Annotated in this window: 13 protein-coding genes; 1 reads left to right on the forward strand and 12 read right to left on the reverse strand. The window is 48.4% G+C overall.

What is annotated here, in order from left to right; translation table 11 throughout:
* Positions 1-18 precede the first annotated feature (18 nt).
* Together icd and citZ are read right to left on the reverse strand one after the other, a co-directional pair.
* Complete coding sequence (gene icd / locus HP398_RS16045) at positions 19-1302, reverse strand: NADP-dependent isocitrate dehydrogenase (RefSeq protein ID WP_017250757.1); 1284 nt, start codon at positions 1300-1302, stop codon at positions 19-21.
* Between the two features lie 153 nt (positions 1303-1455).
* Positions 1456-2568: a citrate synthase gene (gene citZ / locus HP398_RS16050; RefSeq protein WP_017250756.1), complete on the reverse strand. Its 1113-nt coding sequence runs from the start codon at positions 2566-2568 to the stop codon at positions 1456-1458.
* A 427-nt stretch (positions 2569-2995) separates the two neighbouring features.
* Here citZ and ytvI point away from each other — a divergent pair, with 427 nt between their 5' ends.
* Entirely contained in the window at positions 2996-4126 is a 1131-nt protein-coding gene (ytvI, locus tag HP398_RS16055; protein WP_069846052.1) for a sporulation integral membrane protein YtvI, read from the forward strand.
* 76 nt (positions 4127-4202) lie between these two features.
* Here the strand turns inward: ytvI and HP398_RS16060 are convergent, their stop codons facing one another.
* The 10 genes from HP398_RS16060 to ystJ form a co-directional block, all read right to left on the reverse strand.
* A complete protein-coding gene (locus HP398_RS16060; RefSeq protein ID WP_069846055.1) occupies positions 4203-4598 on the reverse strand; it encodes an FxsA family protein in 396 nt (131 codons plus the stop codon).
* A gap of 2 nt (positions 4599-4600) precedes the next feature.
* On the reverse strand, positions 4601-5032 hold the full coding sequence (locus HP398_RS16065; protein ID WP_069846058.1) for an acyl-CoA thioesterase: 432 nt from the start codon (positions 5030-5032) through the stop codon (positions 4601-4603).
* A 608-nt stretch (positions 5033-5640) separates the two neighbouring features.
* Positions 5641-7902, reverse strand: coding sequence for a ribonucleoside-triphosphate reductase, adenosylcobalamin-dependent (gene nrdJ, locus HP398_RS16070; RefSeq protein WP_173623104.1), 2262 nt, complete (start codon positions 7900-7902; stop codon positions 5641-5643).
* Between the two features lie 442 nt (positions 7903-8344).
* Positions 8345-10099: a pyruvate kinase gene (gene pyk, locus HP398_RS16075; protein WP_017250750.1), complete on the reverse strand. Its 1755-nt coding sequence runs from the start codon at positions 10097-10099 to the stop codon at positions 8345-8347.
* Between the two features lie 39 nt (positions 10100-10138).
* Positions 10139-11098, reverse strand: coding sequence for a 6-phosphofructokinase (gene pfkA, locus HP398_RS16080; protein WP_017250749.1), 960 nt, complete (start codon positions 11096-11098; stop codon positions 10139-10141).
* 221 nt (positions 11099-11319) lie between these two features.
* Positions 11320-12276, reverse strand: coding sequence for an acetyl-CoA carboxylase carboxyl transferase subunit alpha (accA, locus tag HP398_RS16085; RefSeq protein WP_017250748.1), 957 nt, complete (start codon positions 12274-12276; stop codon positions 11320-11322).
* Complete coding sequence (accD, locus tag HP398_RS16090) at positions 12243-13187, reverse strand: acetyl-CoA carboxylase, carboxyltransferase subunit beta (RefSeq protein ID WP_017250747.1); 945 nt, start codon at positions 13185-13187, stop codon at positions 12243-12245. The genes accA and accD overlap by 34 nt, the downstream gene beginning before the upstream one ends.
* Positions 13188-13207: 20 nt before the next feature.
* Complete coding sequence (locus tag HP398_RS16095) at positions 13208-13390, reverse strand: hypothetical protein (RefSeq protein ID WP_007725347.1); 183 nt, start codon at positions 13388-13390, stop codon at positions 13208-13210.
* Positions 13391-13471: 81 nt separating this feature from the next.
* Positions 13472-14143, reverse strand: coding sequence for a FadR/GntR family transcriptional regulator (locus HP398_RS31390; protein WP_012685105.1), 672 nt, complete (start codon positions 14141-14143; stop codon positions 13472-13474).
* A 105-nt stretch (positions 14144-14248) separates the two neighbouring features.
* A complete protein-coding gene (ystJ, locus tag HP398_RS16105) occupies positions 14249-15493 on the reverse strand; it encodes an NADP-dependent malic enzyme (RefSeq protein WP_017250746.1) in 1245 nt (414 codons plus the stop codon).
* Positions 15494-15648: the final 155 nt, after the last annotated feature.

Genomic DNA, 15648 nt, shown 5'->3' on the forward strand with positions numbered 1-15648 from the left:
TTTGTACCCAAATCTATCTTACATGTTTTGAATCAGAGCGTCAGCAAACTCGGAGCATTTCAGTTCTTGTGCGCCTTCCATCAAACGAGCGAAATCGTATGTTACTGTTTTCGCGGAGATGGTTTTTTCCATGGAGTTGATGATCAGGTCAGCTGCTTCGTTCCAGCCCAGGTGACGCAGCATCATTTCTCCGGACAGGATCACGGAGGATGGGTTTACTTTATCCAAACCAGCGTATTTTGGAGCTGTACCATGAGTTGCTTCGAAGATCGCATGGCCAGTCAGGTAGTTGATGTTTGCACCTGGAGCGATACCGATACCGCCTACTTGTGCAGCCAGTGCGTCAGATACATAGTCACCGTTCAGGTTGAGTGTTGCTACTACATCGTACTCAGCTGGACGAGTCAGGATTTGTTGCAGGAACGCGTCAGCGATAACATCTTTCACGATGATTTTGCCAGCTGCTTCTGCTTCTTTTTGTGCTTTGTCAGCGTCGCCGCCTTCAGCTTTGATGCGATCGTATTGAGCCCAAGTGAACACTTTGTCGCCGTATTCTGCTTCAGCCAGTGCATATCCCCAGCTTTTGAAAGCACCTTCTGTGAACTTCATGATGTTGCCTTTGTGCACGAGGGTAACAGATTTGCGCTTGTTTTCGATCGCGTAGTCGATCGCTGCACGAACCAGACGTTCTGTACCATCTTTGGAAACAGGCTTGATACCGATACCAGAAGTTTCTGGGAAGCGGATTTTCTTCACGCCCATTTCGTTTTGCAGGAAGTCGATCACTTTTTTCACTTCTGGAGTACCTTCAGCCCACTCTACGCCAGCGTAGATGTCTTCAGTGTTCTCGCGGAAGATTACCATGTCAGTCAATTCAGGATGTTTCACTGGGGATGGAACACCATCGAAGTATTGAACAGGACGTACGCAAGCATACAGATCCAGCTCTTGACGCAGTGCTACGTTGATGGAACGGATACCGCCACCTACTGGTGTAGTCAAAGGACCTTTGATTGCGATCAGGTATTCACGAACAGCAGTCAGCGTATCTTCTGGCAGCCACTCGTTGTATTGGTTGAAGGATTTTTCACCTGCGAATACTTCGAACCAAGCGATTTTCTTCTCGCCTTTGTAAGCTTTTTCTACAGCTGCATCCAGAGCGCGAACGGAAGCTTTCCAGATATCAGGGCCAGTACCGTCACCCTCGATGAAAGGAATGATCGGATTGTTTGGAACTACCAATTTACCGTTATCCACAGTAATTTTTTCGCCTACAGTTGGTTGCGTCAGGTTTTTAAACACAAAAAATCCCTCCAGTGTTATATATATTAGGTGATTATGAATATTTCCAGACGTAGGAGAACTACCACTCACTTGTGGTAGTTCTCAAGCTTGCGCTCAGGAGCGATCAGCCTGGCTGACCACCTGCCCTCCACGCTCGAAAATAGCGAGTTCTTAGCGGCGGTCAATCGGAACGTAGTGTTGGTTGACCGGACCGGTGTAATCCGCGCGAGGACGGATCAGGCGATTATTTTCATACTGTTCCATGATGTGTGCCGTCCAACCGGACATACGGCTGATGGCAAAGATCGGTGTGAACAGGTCTGTTTCAAGACCGAGTGAGATGTAAACAGATGCGGAGTAGAAGTCAACGTTTGGCTTCAAGCCTTTTTCGCCGGAAATCATTTCATCGATCTTCACAGACATCTCATACAGCTCAGGGCGACCGATTTGCGCGGTCAGTGCTTTGGACATGTCTTTCAGCCATTTCGCACGTGGGTCACCGTCTTTGTATACACGGTGTCCGAAGCCCATGATTTTTTCCTTGTTATCCAGCTTGGTGCGGATATAGGATTCTACGTTAGCCATTCCGCCGATTTCGTTCAGCATTTTCGCTACCGCTTCATTAGCGCCGCCATGCAGAGGGCCTTTGAGCGTACCGATTGCGGACACGATACCGGAATAAATGTCAGTCAGAGTCGCAACAGATACGCGAGCAGAGAATGTAGATGCATTAAACTCATGGTCAGCATGCAGGATCAGAGCAACGTCAAATGCTTTAACAGCCGTTTCTGTTGGCTCTTGGCCTGTGAGCATGTAGAGGAAGTTTTGTGCAATCGTGAAATCTGCACGTGGAGCTACTGGCTCCAGACCTTTACGCATACGCTCGTAAGCAGCGATCAAGGTAGGAGTTTGTGCCATCAGACGGATAGATTTCCGATAGTTGGCTTCAGGAGACATATCTTGCGCTTCTGTGTCGTAGAGCGCTAGCGAAGAGACAGCTGTGCGCAACGCCGCCATTGGGTGTACGCCTTTTGGATAGTGGCGAATGCTTTCCAGCACTTCTTGGGCCACTGCTGCATTTTCACCCAATTGTTTTTTCAAAGCGTCTAGCTGATCACGCTTCGGTAACGCTCCATGCCAGAGCAAATATACAACCTCTTCAAAAGTTGCATGTTCTGCCAGCTCATCGATGTTGATCCCGCCATAGCAAAGAACCCCATCGACGATCGAACAGATGGATGATTGAGCGGCAACAACGCCTTCAAGTCCACGAGTAGTTGTCATAGAACTCCCTCTCCTTTTCCACTCAAGTAGTAGTGCTTATCTAGTCTTCGCTTGTCCGCCATGACTGATAAACGACCTGATCACGTTCAAAAAAGACGACTCTTTTTGAACATCCTATCTATGCAATTGTAAGCAGCGGTTTCTTTCATCCACCACTCTTGACAGGGAATGTATCCACGCAAATCCTCACAAGGTCGTACATGAAAATGACGCTCGTGTAAGGGGAGAGGCGAGAGAAAAGAATCCACTAAGACGACCCAATTATAAAAGATTATTGCGATTTTGTGAATAAGGTTGGCGAAAAAATGTTTCGAAGGGTGAAACGGAGTTTTGTTTTTTCGCGATTCTTGCTCCACCTATCAGGCATGCTGCATAATAGAAACATCAGTAATTTGTTCGCACTTTCGCGGCGGAAAGGAGAAATCGTTTGAATCAGGAAAACTGGGTAGAGCGCCTCTTTCAAATCATTCGCTTGTTATGGGTTTGTCTGCTTGTCTATGTAGGGATTTGGGTATTCCAACATGCAACACCCTTACTGTACCCATTTATAATCGCTTTAATCATTGCGCTCGTCATCAACAAACCAGTTACGTTCATGACTAGAAAGTTCAGGATTCCACGCTGGCTTTCTGTCATTATCGCGCTCTTGGTTTTGATGCTGCTCGCGGGCGGAGTGGTCACACTGATTATCACGGAAACGGTCGTGGAAATCGGAGAGCTGGCCAAACGTTTACCAGTCGTTTCACAGGAGCTAGCCCATTATTTGCAAAATACGATTTCTCAAGATTTCTTGATGGGCATTTACAATCAGATTCAGTGGTTTTACGATCAGCTCGATCCAAGTTATAAGGATAAGCTTACCAGTACGGTAGGCAGTGCGATCTCGACTATCACGAATGTCGGACAGGACTTGATCGTCAAATTCCTGGATGGATTGAAAAACCTGCTTGTCTCACTCCCGAATATGGCAACAGTTTCCGTCATTTCCATCATGGGTGCCTTCTTTATCTCCAAAGATTTTGCTCTCTGGGAAGCGCGGGCTCGCCGTCTTTTGCCAAAAGGGGTAAACAGCCGTCTCGATCAGATCTTTATCGATTTGCGCAATGCCTTGTTCGGATTCGTCAAGGCGCAGCTGACTCTCATCTCCTTAACTGCTGCCATCGTGATTATTGGTCTGTTGTTCATGCGTGTCGAATACGCAATTACGATTGGCTTGATCACGGGCTTGGTCGATCTCTTGCCTTATCTTGGGACAGGGACTGTCTTCGTTCCTTGGATCATCTACATGTTTTTCAAAGGCAATTACTCGATGGTGATCGGCTTGTCCATTTTGTACGGGATCGTCTTGATTTTCCGGCAAATTATCGAGCCAAAAGTCGTTGCGGAAAACGTCGGGCTCGATCCTCTCCTCACGCTGGTCGCACTGTTTGTCGGCCTCCAGCTGTTCGGATTCTTGGGCTTGATCATCGGACCTGTTTCACTCGTCATGATCAATGCTTTGGTAAAAGCCAACGTCTTCGAAGATGTATGGGGCTACATCCGTGGGAAGAAAACCTGACCCAATGTAAAAAGAACCGCTTGCGAGCGCATGTCACACAGCTCGTAGCGGTTCTTTTTTATAGGGAATAGCTGTATTAGCGGCGAAAAAACAATTGAACACGACCAGACGAGATGAGGTTCCACAGCCAGCGCTTCAACAGATGACGAATAATCATCCGCGTGTACGGAATGAGGAAGACCAGTCCAATCACATCCGTGACGAATCCAGGCAACAAGAGCAAAATGCCACCGATCAAGATCAAAACACCATCGATGAGCGAATCCGTAGGCATTTGCCCTCGCGCCAACTGGTGTTGGACCATCCGAAATACTTGCATCCCCTGCTGCCTCGCTAGCCAAGCTCCCAAGATCCCCGTGAGAATGACCAGCACGACTGTATTCCAACCACCGATCCACGATCCAATGGTAATAAGCCCCCAAAGCTCTAATCCAAACGCGACGACAAACAGAATGGCAAAAAAACGGAACATGCCTATTCCCCTCCTTTATGCTGGGAATCCAACCAATCATAGATGTCAGGCTCCGCTCGCGACAAGCGAATCGGCCTCAAAGCTGTGTTGGTAAATACATGCATCGTCTCTCCTGACACCAACAGCTGTTGGTCAGGCCATCTAACAATCTCGTAAGAAAAAGTGAGACGGACAGGACTGATCTCTTTTACACGTGTCCGTATTTCTACCTCATCGTCATAGCGGGCGGGCTGTTTGTAAGAGATGTTCGCATCTGTGACAGGCAAAAGTACGCCTTTTTCCTCAAGCTCACGATAGGTGATCCCCGCATAGCGAATCAGTTCTGTTCTTCCTACTTCAAACCAGTTCAAATAGTTCGTATGGTAGACCACACCCATCTGATCGGTTTCGCCATAGCGGACGCGCAATCGATGGGAATGAATAATGGGAGTCATTTTAGATCGCTCCTTTCTCTATAGGATGATTGTACCATAGTAACCCTGTGTGGCTGTAGTGGTGGGGAGGAAACAGGAGAAAACGCTCAGCTTCTTGTCCCACCCGCTGAGGGATTCACTGCCCGTCTCCATGCAAAAAGCGAAACCGCATCCAAAGTGGTCCACTCAAGATGTATTTCAGAGGTGGACGCTTAAGGGCTTGTTTCGCTTTTTGCATTACGTCTCGGTCGGTGTACCAAAGATCTTCGCTTTTTTCTCCTGTTTCCTCTACGAGCTTTCCGTGTTAATCGTTTTTTAAAGAATTGAAAGAATGAAGAATCTGATCAGTTACGCCAGAGAAGAATATTTCCAGACGTAGCGACTTGTGGAGTCCTACCAAGCGGAGAAGGGATTCGCGGGCAAAAGAAACGCAACCGTGCCCACGCGACGTAGCGGCTACCACTTTTGCGTTTCCCCGCGAATCCCTTCGGAGCGAGCAGTCCCAGCCCCCAGCAGGACGGAGCCTGGAGCCTAGACTGGAAATATTCTTCTCCCCACTACAGCCACATAAAAAAACAGAGGCAAACTGATTTTTTCAGTCCACCTCTGCCTTTCATTATTCGGATCGCTTAGCGAATCGGGCAAGCTCCGCCTTCGCAAGATTCAGCCGTGGACAGATCAGCCTCGCCGCCGGTTTCATACTGCTGCAAAATCGCAGGATCAAATGGCTTCATGGACTGCTTCATTGCCTCGTACTGTTCTTTGGTGCACTCTTCATATGGAGCCAATTGGTAGTTTCCGCCATCCAATTGCAAGAAGGATACACCTACGAAATTATCCCAGTTATCGTAAACGATGTCTTCTACTTCTACCCACTCTTCCTTGCGAACCGTAATGGTGTTCGAAGAGTTGTGCTCGGTATATTCTTTCTGGAAACGGAAGTACGTATCGAATTGGCGTTTTGCACTTACTTCGTTCTTCGTTTCTTCTGCGCCTGATGCTACAGGGAAATCGATTACGAGTGTACGTGCATTTGCCATGCGCTCTTCATACGTTTCGCCTGGTGTTCCTACCTCTGGGTTGACTGTCCAGCCGAGAGTTTGTACCGCTTTTGCTAATGGATCCTCAGCATTGATGCGAATGCGGCGGATGTAGTATGGCGAATGGGACCAGTGCAGACCGCTGGAGACACCACCAGCTACCTGAGACAGCGTACCTTCCGGCTTCACTGTCGTTACCAAGAGTGGAGAGTTCACACGCAGCTCATACGCATAACGGTTCGCCTCGTCACGAGCAGCATCGCCCAGCTGACGCAGCAGTTCGAGCTCTTGCTCTTCTGTATAGCCCAGGGATGCCAGCGCATCCTTCACACCAGTAAGGGAAGTTCCGAGCAAACGGTCACGCTGTTGAACGGTATCCCAATGTGGCAGTTCCAACGTAACCAGCGTCATGCGCAGACCGGCACGAGCAGATTTGCGTTGTGCTTCCAGCAAGCCATCGAGATCCAGATACTTGGAGCCATCCTCGTGATCCTTCACGAATTCAACCAGATTGACTGTCGTCAGGTTGCAGACGCCATAAGAATCGAGCAGGATTTCTGCACAAGGGTTCAAGCCCTCTGCATTTGGACGACGACGATTTGCTTCTTCCAAGTTGATGAAGCCTGGTTCGCCTTCCAATTGCATCAAGGTGAACACGAGGTTCAAGAATGACTTGGTCGGTTGTTTAGTAAAGGCGATGGAGTTGTTGGACATACGGCGGTGATCCAGACCGCTGCGTCCGTCTCCTACATTTTGGATGCTGTCAAACCATACAGGCTTGTGTTCTCCCAACAACTCGCCTACACGACGGTGATGGTTCAGCTGATCCTCAGTCCAGAAGCCGTTGATGCCGTATTTCGCCAGCATGCACTCGTAGTCATCGTGATCGAACAGGAAAATTTCCGCTGTACGGCGCACGCCACCTACTACGACGTTTGCTCCGATGAGGTTTCCGATGTCGAGAATATGTATCGGACGGATTTTGCCGTATCCTTTTTCATCACTCTCGATGGATGCCAAATGCTGGTCGATTTGGTTTTTCAACACTTTATCAATTCCTTCAAACATTTCGCGAAGCGGCTCATGACCACTAGCAGTACCACCAAAACGCTTCAGTCGCTCGCCTTTCGGACGCACGCTGTTATAAGAAATTTTCACGGTGTGAATGTGTTCGTAAGTGGAATCTGTCAAAATTTGCAGGTAGAGACGGAGGGATTCTACCCAGCCTTCTTTACTGTCGCCCACATAAATTTTGGCAAAGCCGTTATCCAGTACATTCAGCTCAGAACGCTCCAGGCGTTGATGCTTTGGCAGCGGTCTGTATTCAGAAGAAAGCAGGGAAACATTCGTGCGAATCGGGCCCAGTCCAGCAGCCATTTCCTTCGTGCATTTGAAACCTACTCCAGTTCCTACCAAGAGAAGGTAGAACAAATCGCCCAAGTCATCCCAAGACTTGATGTTCAGGAAGGAGCAGTTGAAGTTCGCCAACGGATACAAATCCGCTACGCCGTTGTCTGCACCACCAACCCACAAGGTACGGCCAGACAAAAACTGGCGAAGGTTGAACATGTTGTCAAACAATCCTTCTGCCTCTTTTTCCATTGCGCGAGAATCGGCGTACAATCCGATTTTGTTCAAATGCTGATAAGCCAGCTTAATATTGTAATCCACCGAGCGGCGGCAAGTTTCTTTCCACGTTTCGCGTCTTCCTTTTTCCGGAACAAAGCGAGAATAAGTACGGTAGTAAACGAATTGTCCCAGAGGACTCATATGAATCGGAAAATCAGGATATTGATTTAAGAATTCATCCCGCAAAAATTGAGTTCGGGATACGGTTTCGGTCGCCAGCATATCGTTCCTCCTTCGAATCTTTCCTCTCTAGTTTAACTATCTTTATCTGTAAAACTCAATAGTTTTACCTATATATTGTGCGAAATAATTTTCGACAATACTAGATGTTGTGTTCGCTCTAAAAAAACACTTGACACAAAATCCCGAACATTGGACGTACAGAAGAACCGTTTTATGTTCAGCCTTTTCCTGGCAGCAAGCGCTACAACACCCATTCTGTCATGATTTGGAAACGCCGAACGTATGGATTTAATCCGTCCTGACACAAAGCCACCGACCGATTTTAACAGATTCCCACTCGCTTTGCACCACCTAATAATCACCGTTATCTGGTAAAACTTATCAGGTAGTTCGTCGGCTAATCCTTTTTGCACCAAGCCAAAAAAGGGTGACGCTTGGTCACCCTTCAGAGGCATTCTCCATTAAAGATGGATAGTATTACCTACAGAATCCGGGCATGTCCTGAGTAAATATGCCCACGTTCAGAATCCACCGTTACGATTTGTCCGTCCTTCAATACATCCGTAGCAAATTGCACTCCTACGATGACTGGAACGCCGAGATTCAAGCCTACGATGGCTGCGTGAGAGGTAAGTCCCCCCTCTTCGCAAATCACCGCTCCAGCCTTGCCAAACGCTTCAATCATATCGGAGTCCGTACCGATGGTTACCAGAATTGCTCCTTCTTCTACCTTTGCCAGCGCTTCTTCAGCAGATCTAGCAATAATTACCTTGTTTGTGACAACTTTTCGGCCGATTCCTTGTCCTTTTGCTACCACATCGCCAATGACATGGATTTTCATCAGGTTCGTTGTCCCAACTTCACGCACAGGTACGCCTGCTGTGATCACAACGAGATCGCCATGACGAACGAAGCCTGCATCAAGCGCCTCCTGGACAGACATCTCCAGCATTTCATCCGTTGTATTCGCCATTTCGCCCTTCACCGGATACACGCCATTTACGAGTGCAAGACGGCGAATAATCGCTTCATGCGGCGTTACAGCCACGATTGGTGCTTTTGGACGGAACTTTGATACCATGCGAGCTGTATGTCCGCTTTCGGTCGCAGTAATGATTGCCGCTGCGTCCAGATCCAGTGCTGCATTGGATACAGCTTGGCTGATGGCATCTGTAATCGTCACTTGTTTGAGCTGTGCTTGTGCGTACAAGATCTCGCGATAATTCAGCTCTTGCTCTGCACGTACAGCGATGCGCACCATGGTCTCGACAGACTCAACTGGGTATTTACCGGCAGCCGTCTCTCCAGAGAGCATGATTGCGTCTGTACCATCGAAAATGGCATTCGCAACGTCACTCGCTTCCGCACGTGTCGGGCGCGGGTTGCGCTGCATGGAATCGAGCATTTGTGTCGCCGTAATGACTGGCTTCGCAAGCTCGTTACACTTCTTGATCAGCTTCTTCTGAACAAGTGGTACTTCTTCTGCCGGAATCTCTACGCCCAAATCACCGCGCGCAACCATGATTCCATCTGTTACTACCAGAATTTCGTCTACGTTATCGACGCCTTCCTGGTTTTCGATTTTCGCGATAATATCGATACGCACGTTATGGCGCTCCAGGATTTTGCGAATCTCCAAGATATCCGATGCTTTTCGGACGAAGGAAGCCGCAATGAAATCGACTCCTTGTTCAATACCGAATTCGATATCCTGTGCATCCTTTTCTGTGATACCTGGCAAGTTGATTTTGACTCCCGGAACATTGACGCCTTTTTTGCTCTTCAGTGTTCCACCGTTTTTGATCAAGCAGATGATTTCAGTGTCCCTTACTTCTTGTACAGTCAACCCGATCAAGCCATCGTCGATCAAGATTGTATCGCCGATTTTTACATCTCGAGGCAATTCCGGATACGTAATGGAGACGCGCTCTGCAGTACCCGCTACTTCCTCGATAGTGAGGATCAACGTATTTCCTTCTACGAGCTCGACTGCATCTACTGCAAGCGTACCCGTGCGAATTTCAGGACCTTTTGTATCCAACAGGATTGCAACAGGTTTTCCGGTTTCTTTTGATGCCTGACGAATGTTTACAATTCGCGCCGCATGCTCCTCATGGGAACCGTGCGAGAAATTCAAACGCGCTACGTTCATTCCTGCTTCGATCAGTTTTTTCAGTGTTTCAACCGATTCACTTGCCGGTCCGATGGTACATACGATTTTTGCTTTCCTTAACATAGGATGTAAGCCTCCTCTACACTCCGAAAACTGTCAGTTTTATATAGATAGCGTGCGCGCCAATTGATAAATAGATAAATCCAATTGATGCTTTGTCGCCAATGCTTCTTGAAAATCGACATCAACGATCTGGTTGTTCTGAATCCCAACCATTCGGTCCTGCTTGCCTTCCAGCAACAAATCGACAGCTGCTGCACCCATTCGGCTCGCAAGCATCCGGTCCATCGCAGTAGGGGAACCACCGCGCTGGATATGACCCAGTACCGTTACGCGAGTCTCCCAGCCTGTCTCTTTCGTAATCGCTTCGGCATAAGAAGCGGCACTTCCTACCCCTTCCGCCACAATGATGATGGAATGCTTTTTGCCACGGCGTTGTCCAGCATGCAGACGCTCAATAATATCGTCCATCTCCTGCGACGCTTCCGGGATAATAATGGACTCGGCACCAGCTGCAAGCCCTGCCCACAATGCCAGGTCGCCAGCATCTCGCCCCATCACTTCAATAATGTACGTGCGTTCATGTGAGGTGGCCGTATCGCGGATTTTATCGATCGCTTCCACAACGGTATTCAATGCCGTATCAAACCCAATCGTGAAATCGGTGCACGGAATATCATTATCAATCGTACCCGGTACACCAATGGTCGGGAAGCCTTTTTCGGTCAGCTTCTGTGCACCACGAAACGACCCGTCTCCCCCAATCACAATCAGACCCTCAATTCCATGAACACGTAATTGCTCCACTGCTTTTTGCTGTCCGGCTTCCGTCTTGAACGCTTCACTGCGAGCGGAGTAGAGAATGGTTCCTCCCCGTTGGATAATATCCCCAACAGAGCCCAGAGACATCTCCTTGATATCTCCCCTCATCAGCCCTTCGTATCCGTGGTAAACCCCAAACATTTGTACCTCGTGAAAATGAGCACGACGCACTGCCGCCCGGACTGCGGCATTCATTCCAGGAGAATCTCCACCGCTAGTGAGAACTGCAAGTTTTCGCATGGAATCCACCTCTCCAATCGTATCGTCTTTAGCATGTCATTTAACGGAAACAGTATGTACCATACTTTGTATGAAACATGCTGTATCACTCAATTCCTCATATCTGTTATACAATCAAAAGATATGTGCCATACTTTTTGAAAGCTCTGATAACTCTTTCATTCGACTTCGATTGTAGCAGATTTTCCTCGGAGAAAAAAGAAAAAAACGCCCCCTGTTTCTTACAGGGAGGCGAATTCTCCGATCTGTTTAAACTTCTCGTAGCGGTCCTGTATCAATTCATCTGGAGTTAAACGGCCCAGCTGTTCTAGTTGTTCCGTGATGACCGCCTTGACCATCCCTGCCTGCGCGATCAAATCACGATGGGCTCCTCCGAATGGTTCATCAATAATTCCGTCAATGACTCCTAATTCCAACAAATCAGGTGCCGTAATTTTCATCGTCTCCGCCGCACGCATGCCCAAGCTGGAATCTCTCCAGAGAATCGCAGCGGCACTCTCCGGTGCAATCACGGAGTAATAGGAATTCTCCAACATATAGATACGGTTACCTACGCTGATCGCCAAGGCTCCACCGCTTCCACCTTCCCCGATTACGATACAAATAATCGGCACGCCAAATGTCGCCATTTCACGCAGATTGCGGGCAATCGCTTCGCTCTGACCGCGTTCTTCTGCCGCTTTTCCAGGATATGCCCCTGATGTATTGATAAAGCAGATGATCGGCCGTCCGAACTTGTCCGCCTGCTGCATAATACGCAAGGCCTTTCGATAGCCCTCTGGGTGAGCCATCCCGAAGTTGCGCTTGATGTTGTCTTTTGTGTCTTTCCCTTTTTGGTGACCGATGATCGTAACCGGGCGCCCATCCAGCTTGGCAATTCCACCCACAATAGAATGGTCGTCTCCGAACAAGCGGTCTCCATGCACCTCGATAAAATCGGTAAAAAGTAGTTGTATATAGTCCAAAGTCGTTGGCCGTTCCGGATGACGAGCCAGCTGTACGCGTTGCCATGGAGTCAAATTGCCATAAATTTGCGCAGCAAGCTCTTTTGATTTTTGTTCGAGACGCTGTATTTCGTCAGAGAAATCAATTCCCTTTTCCTCAGTAAAACGGCGCAATTCCTTAATCTTATCTTGTAATTCTACTAATGGCTTTTCAAAGGAGAGCTCGCCTGCCATGTTTCTACTCCTTCCCGAGACGTGTGCATCTCTACCAGTTTGGACAGCGTATTTCGCATATCCTTACGGTGTACCACCATATCGAGTTGCCCGTTCTTTAACAAGAATTCCGCTGTTTGGAAGTCTTTTGGCAACTCCTGACGGATCGTTTGCTCAATGACTCGACGCCCAGCAAAACCGATCATAGCTCCTGGTTCTGCGATATTGTAATCTCCCAACGAAGAAAAGCTGGCTGATACGCCACCATATGTAGGATTCGTCATGACCGAGACAAACAGCAAGCGTTCGCGATCCAATCGAGACAAAGCTGCGCTGGTTTTCGCCATTTGCATCAGGCTCAAAACACCTTCTTGCATGCGTGCTCCACCAGATGCACTGAACAGAATGAAAGGCAAACGCCGTTCGATCGCTTGCTCAATTGCGCGCGTGATTTTTTCCCCGACGACCGATCCCATACTCGCCATACGGAAACGAGAATCCATGACCCCAATCACGATGCGGTTTCCACTTAGGAGACCTTCTCCTGTAATGATCGCCTCGTTCAAATTGGTGTTGGCCATATCTTGCTCCATTTTTTCCAAATAACCAGGAAAACCGAGTGGATTGGCTGTAATCAAATTGGCATCAAATTCTTCTGTTAGAACCCCATCATCCAGAAGCGCTTGCAGACGCTCTGGAGCGGACATGGAGTAGTGGAACTGACAGCCTTTGCAGACGCGCAAGTTCTTCTCCAAATCCTTCGAGTAGTGAATCGTCCCACAATGTGGGCATTTATTCATCAATCCCTCAGGGACTTCCTTTTCTTTCGTACCCGCTTCCTTGCTAGTGTCGGTGGAAGCTGGGACACGTGCTAGTGTCTCTGAAGGAACTGTAGCGAATTTGCGCTTTTTCCCAAAAAGATCTTTAAGCACAGGTACACCCACCTTTCTCATCAGTGAAGGATCGTGCCGAGTACATCTCGGACTTCATTTAGTTCGCTCTCCGGCACGAGAATCTCGTATTGCTTCGAGACCTTACCTTCGCGAACCTTTACCAAAAACCCTTCATCTGTCAAACGTTGCTGTATCCGTTCTGCAATTCTAGCGCTAGGAGCGATGTAGATGACCGTCCACATGCTGGCTTCCCCCTCAATCGTCCAATACAGGTCTGCATCATCATATCACAGCGCCAACGCCCCTCGCAAATTGGGGGAAAACTAAAGCTTGCTGTTCTCCAAATGCTTTTTCATTCTCTCTAATGCGACGTTCACATCGCCTTCGCGAATGGCTTCCATAATCTGTCGATGCTCTACGAGTGCTGCACTCGCTCTACCTTCGCGCGACAGTGATTCAATACGAATACTGTTGCTGTACTCAACCAAAGGCGTCCAGATGCGATGCAGAATCGAGTTGCGGCTGGAGCGACATATGACGCGATGAAACTGATAGTCTTCCTCCGCAGGTACCTCGCCTCTTGCTACTCTTTCCTCTGCAATGGCCAGGATGCGTTCCATTTCATCAAAATGCTTGTCAGTCGCCCGTCTACAGGCTAAGCGGACAGCATCCAGCTCTAGCATTCGGCGCATTTCGATCAAGTCCTTCTTGGTTTTGGTATCCCGTAGGATAAAAAAGCCAAGAATATCGATCAGCCGATTGTGCCGGTAATGCTTGAGGAAGGTGCCTTCCCCGCGTCGGGTCTCAATGAGTCCGAGCAACTCCAGAGCCCGAAGAGCCTCACGTACAGAAGAACGACCTGCTCCCAGTTGCTCGGACAGCTCTCGCTCAGACGGCAGCTTGTCCCCGGGCCGCAAGTTTTGCTCCTGGATGATTTCATGAAGTTGCAGGAGAATTCCTTCGTAAACCTTTCGATCTTGGGAAGAGTCGAGCACGATTATCCTCCTTACTCGTACCTTTAACGAGGAGCACCCTCCACGTTTGTAAAAAGACTACGTTTTTTCGCGGAGGGTGTCGTCGGTGCCTCGATAAAGAGTATTTTACGCTTCTTGGTAAGAGATAGCTGTCAATTTCGTCGTTTTTTGTTTGACTTCTTCCGGATCAACTGTGATGCGAGCAACACCCGTTTCCATCGCTGCCTTTGCTACTGCCGCAGCTACGTTTGGTGCTACACGTGGATCGAATGCGGAAGGGATCACTTTATCCGCAGTAAGCTCTTCTGGCGTGATCAGGTCTGCGATTGCATATACAGCAGCCAGCTTCATTTCTTCGTTGATCTCCGTTGCACGTACATCCAAAGCGCCACGGAAGATTCCCGGGAATGCCAGTACATTGTTTACTTGGTTCGGGAAGTCGGAACGGCCTGTACCGATTACTGCCGCACCTGCTTCTTTTGCTTCTTGCGGCATGATTTCTGGTACTGGGTTTGCCATCGCGAAAATGATCGGATCGCGGTTCATCGAACGAACCATGTCCTGTGTAACAGCGCCAGCTACGGATACACCGACAAATACGTCAGCGCCCTTCATTGCATCAGCCAGGTCACCTTGCAGCATGCTGCGGTTCGTGATTTTCGCCATTTGTTCCTTCACTGGGTTCATACCGAATGGACGGCCTTCGTACACGATTCCTTTTGTATCAACCATGATCACTTCTTTTACGCCCATGGAAATCAAGAGCTTCATGATCGCGATACCAGCTGCACCTGCACCGTTCGCTACGACGCGAATATCTTCCAGCTTTTTGTCAACCACGCGCAGAGCATTGATCAGACCTGCCGCTGTAACGATTGCTGTACCGTGTTGGTCATCGTGAAAAATCGGGATGTTTGTTTCGCGCTTCAGACGCTCTTCGATTTCGAAGCATGCAGGAGCTGCGATATCTTCCAAGTTAACGCCACCAAAAGTAGGCTCGAGCAGTTTTACTGTCTCTACGATTTTATCTACATCTGTTGTATTCAAGCAGATCGGGAATGCATCTACGCCTGCGAAAGATTTGAACAAAACTGCTTTACCTTCCATAACCGGCATTGCTGCTTCTGGTCCGATGTTTCCAAGACCCAATACAGCAGTACCGTCGCTGACTACTGCAACCAGATTGCCTTTCATCGTGTAATCGTACACTTTGGACTTGTCATCAAAAATATCTTTGCAAGGTTCAGCAACCCCAGGAGAATAGGCAAGACTCAGATCGTAAGCATTGCGAACGGGTACCTTGGTCACTGCCTCCAATTTTCCTTGATGTTTTCTGTGAAGCTCCAGTGCTTCCTCTCTCAGGTTGGACATGAGATCCCACTCCATTTCACGATAATAGTTTCTATGATGGCTTGTAGGCAGTAAAAAATGCCTGGGTTATTCCAAGTGGTCTGACCACTCATTGAGTTATGATCTCAATATAATAAAAAACTGTTCTCCTGTAAACCTGCCGAAAACGGCGAAAA

The sequence above is a fragment of the Brevibacillus sp. HB1.4B genome, from assembly GCF_013284285.1.
GTDB classification, from domain to species: domain Bacteria; phylum Bacillota; class Bacilli; order Brevibacillales; family Brevibacillaceae; genus Brevibacillus; species Brevibacillus porteri.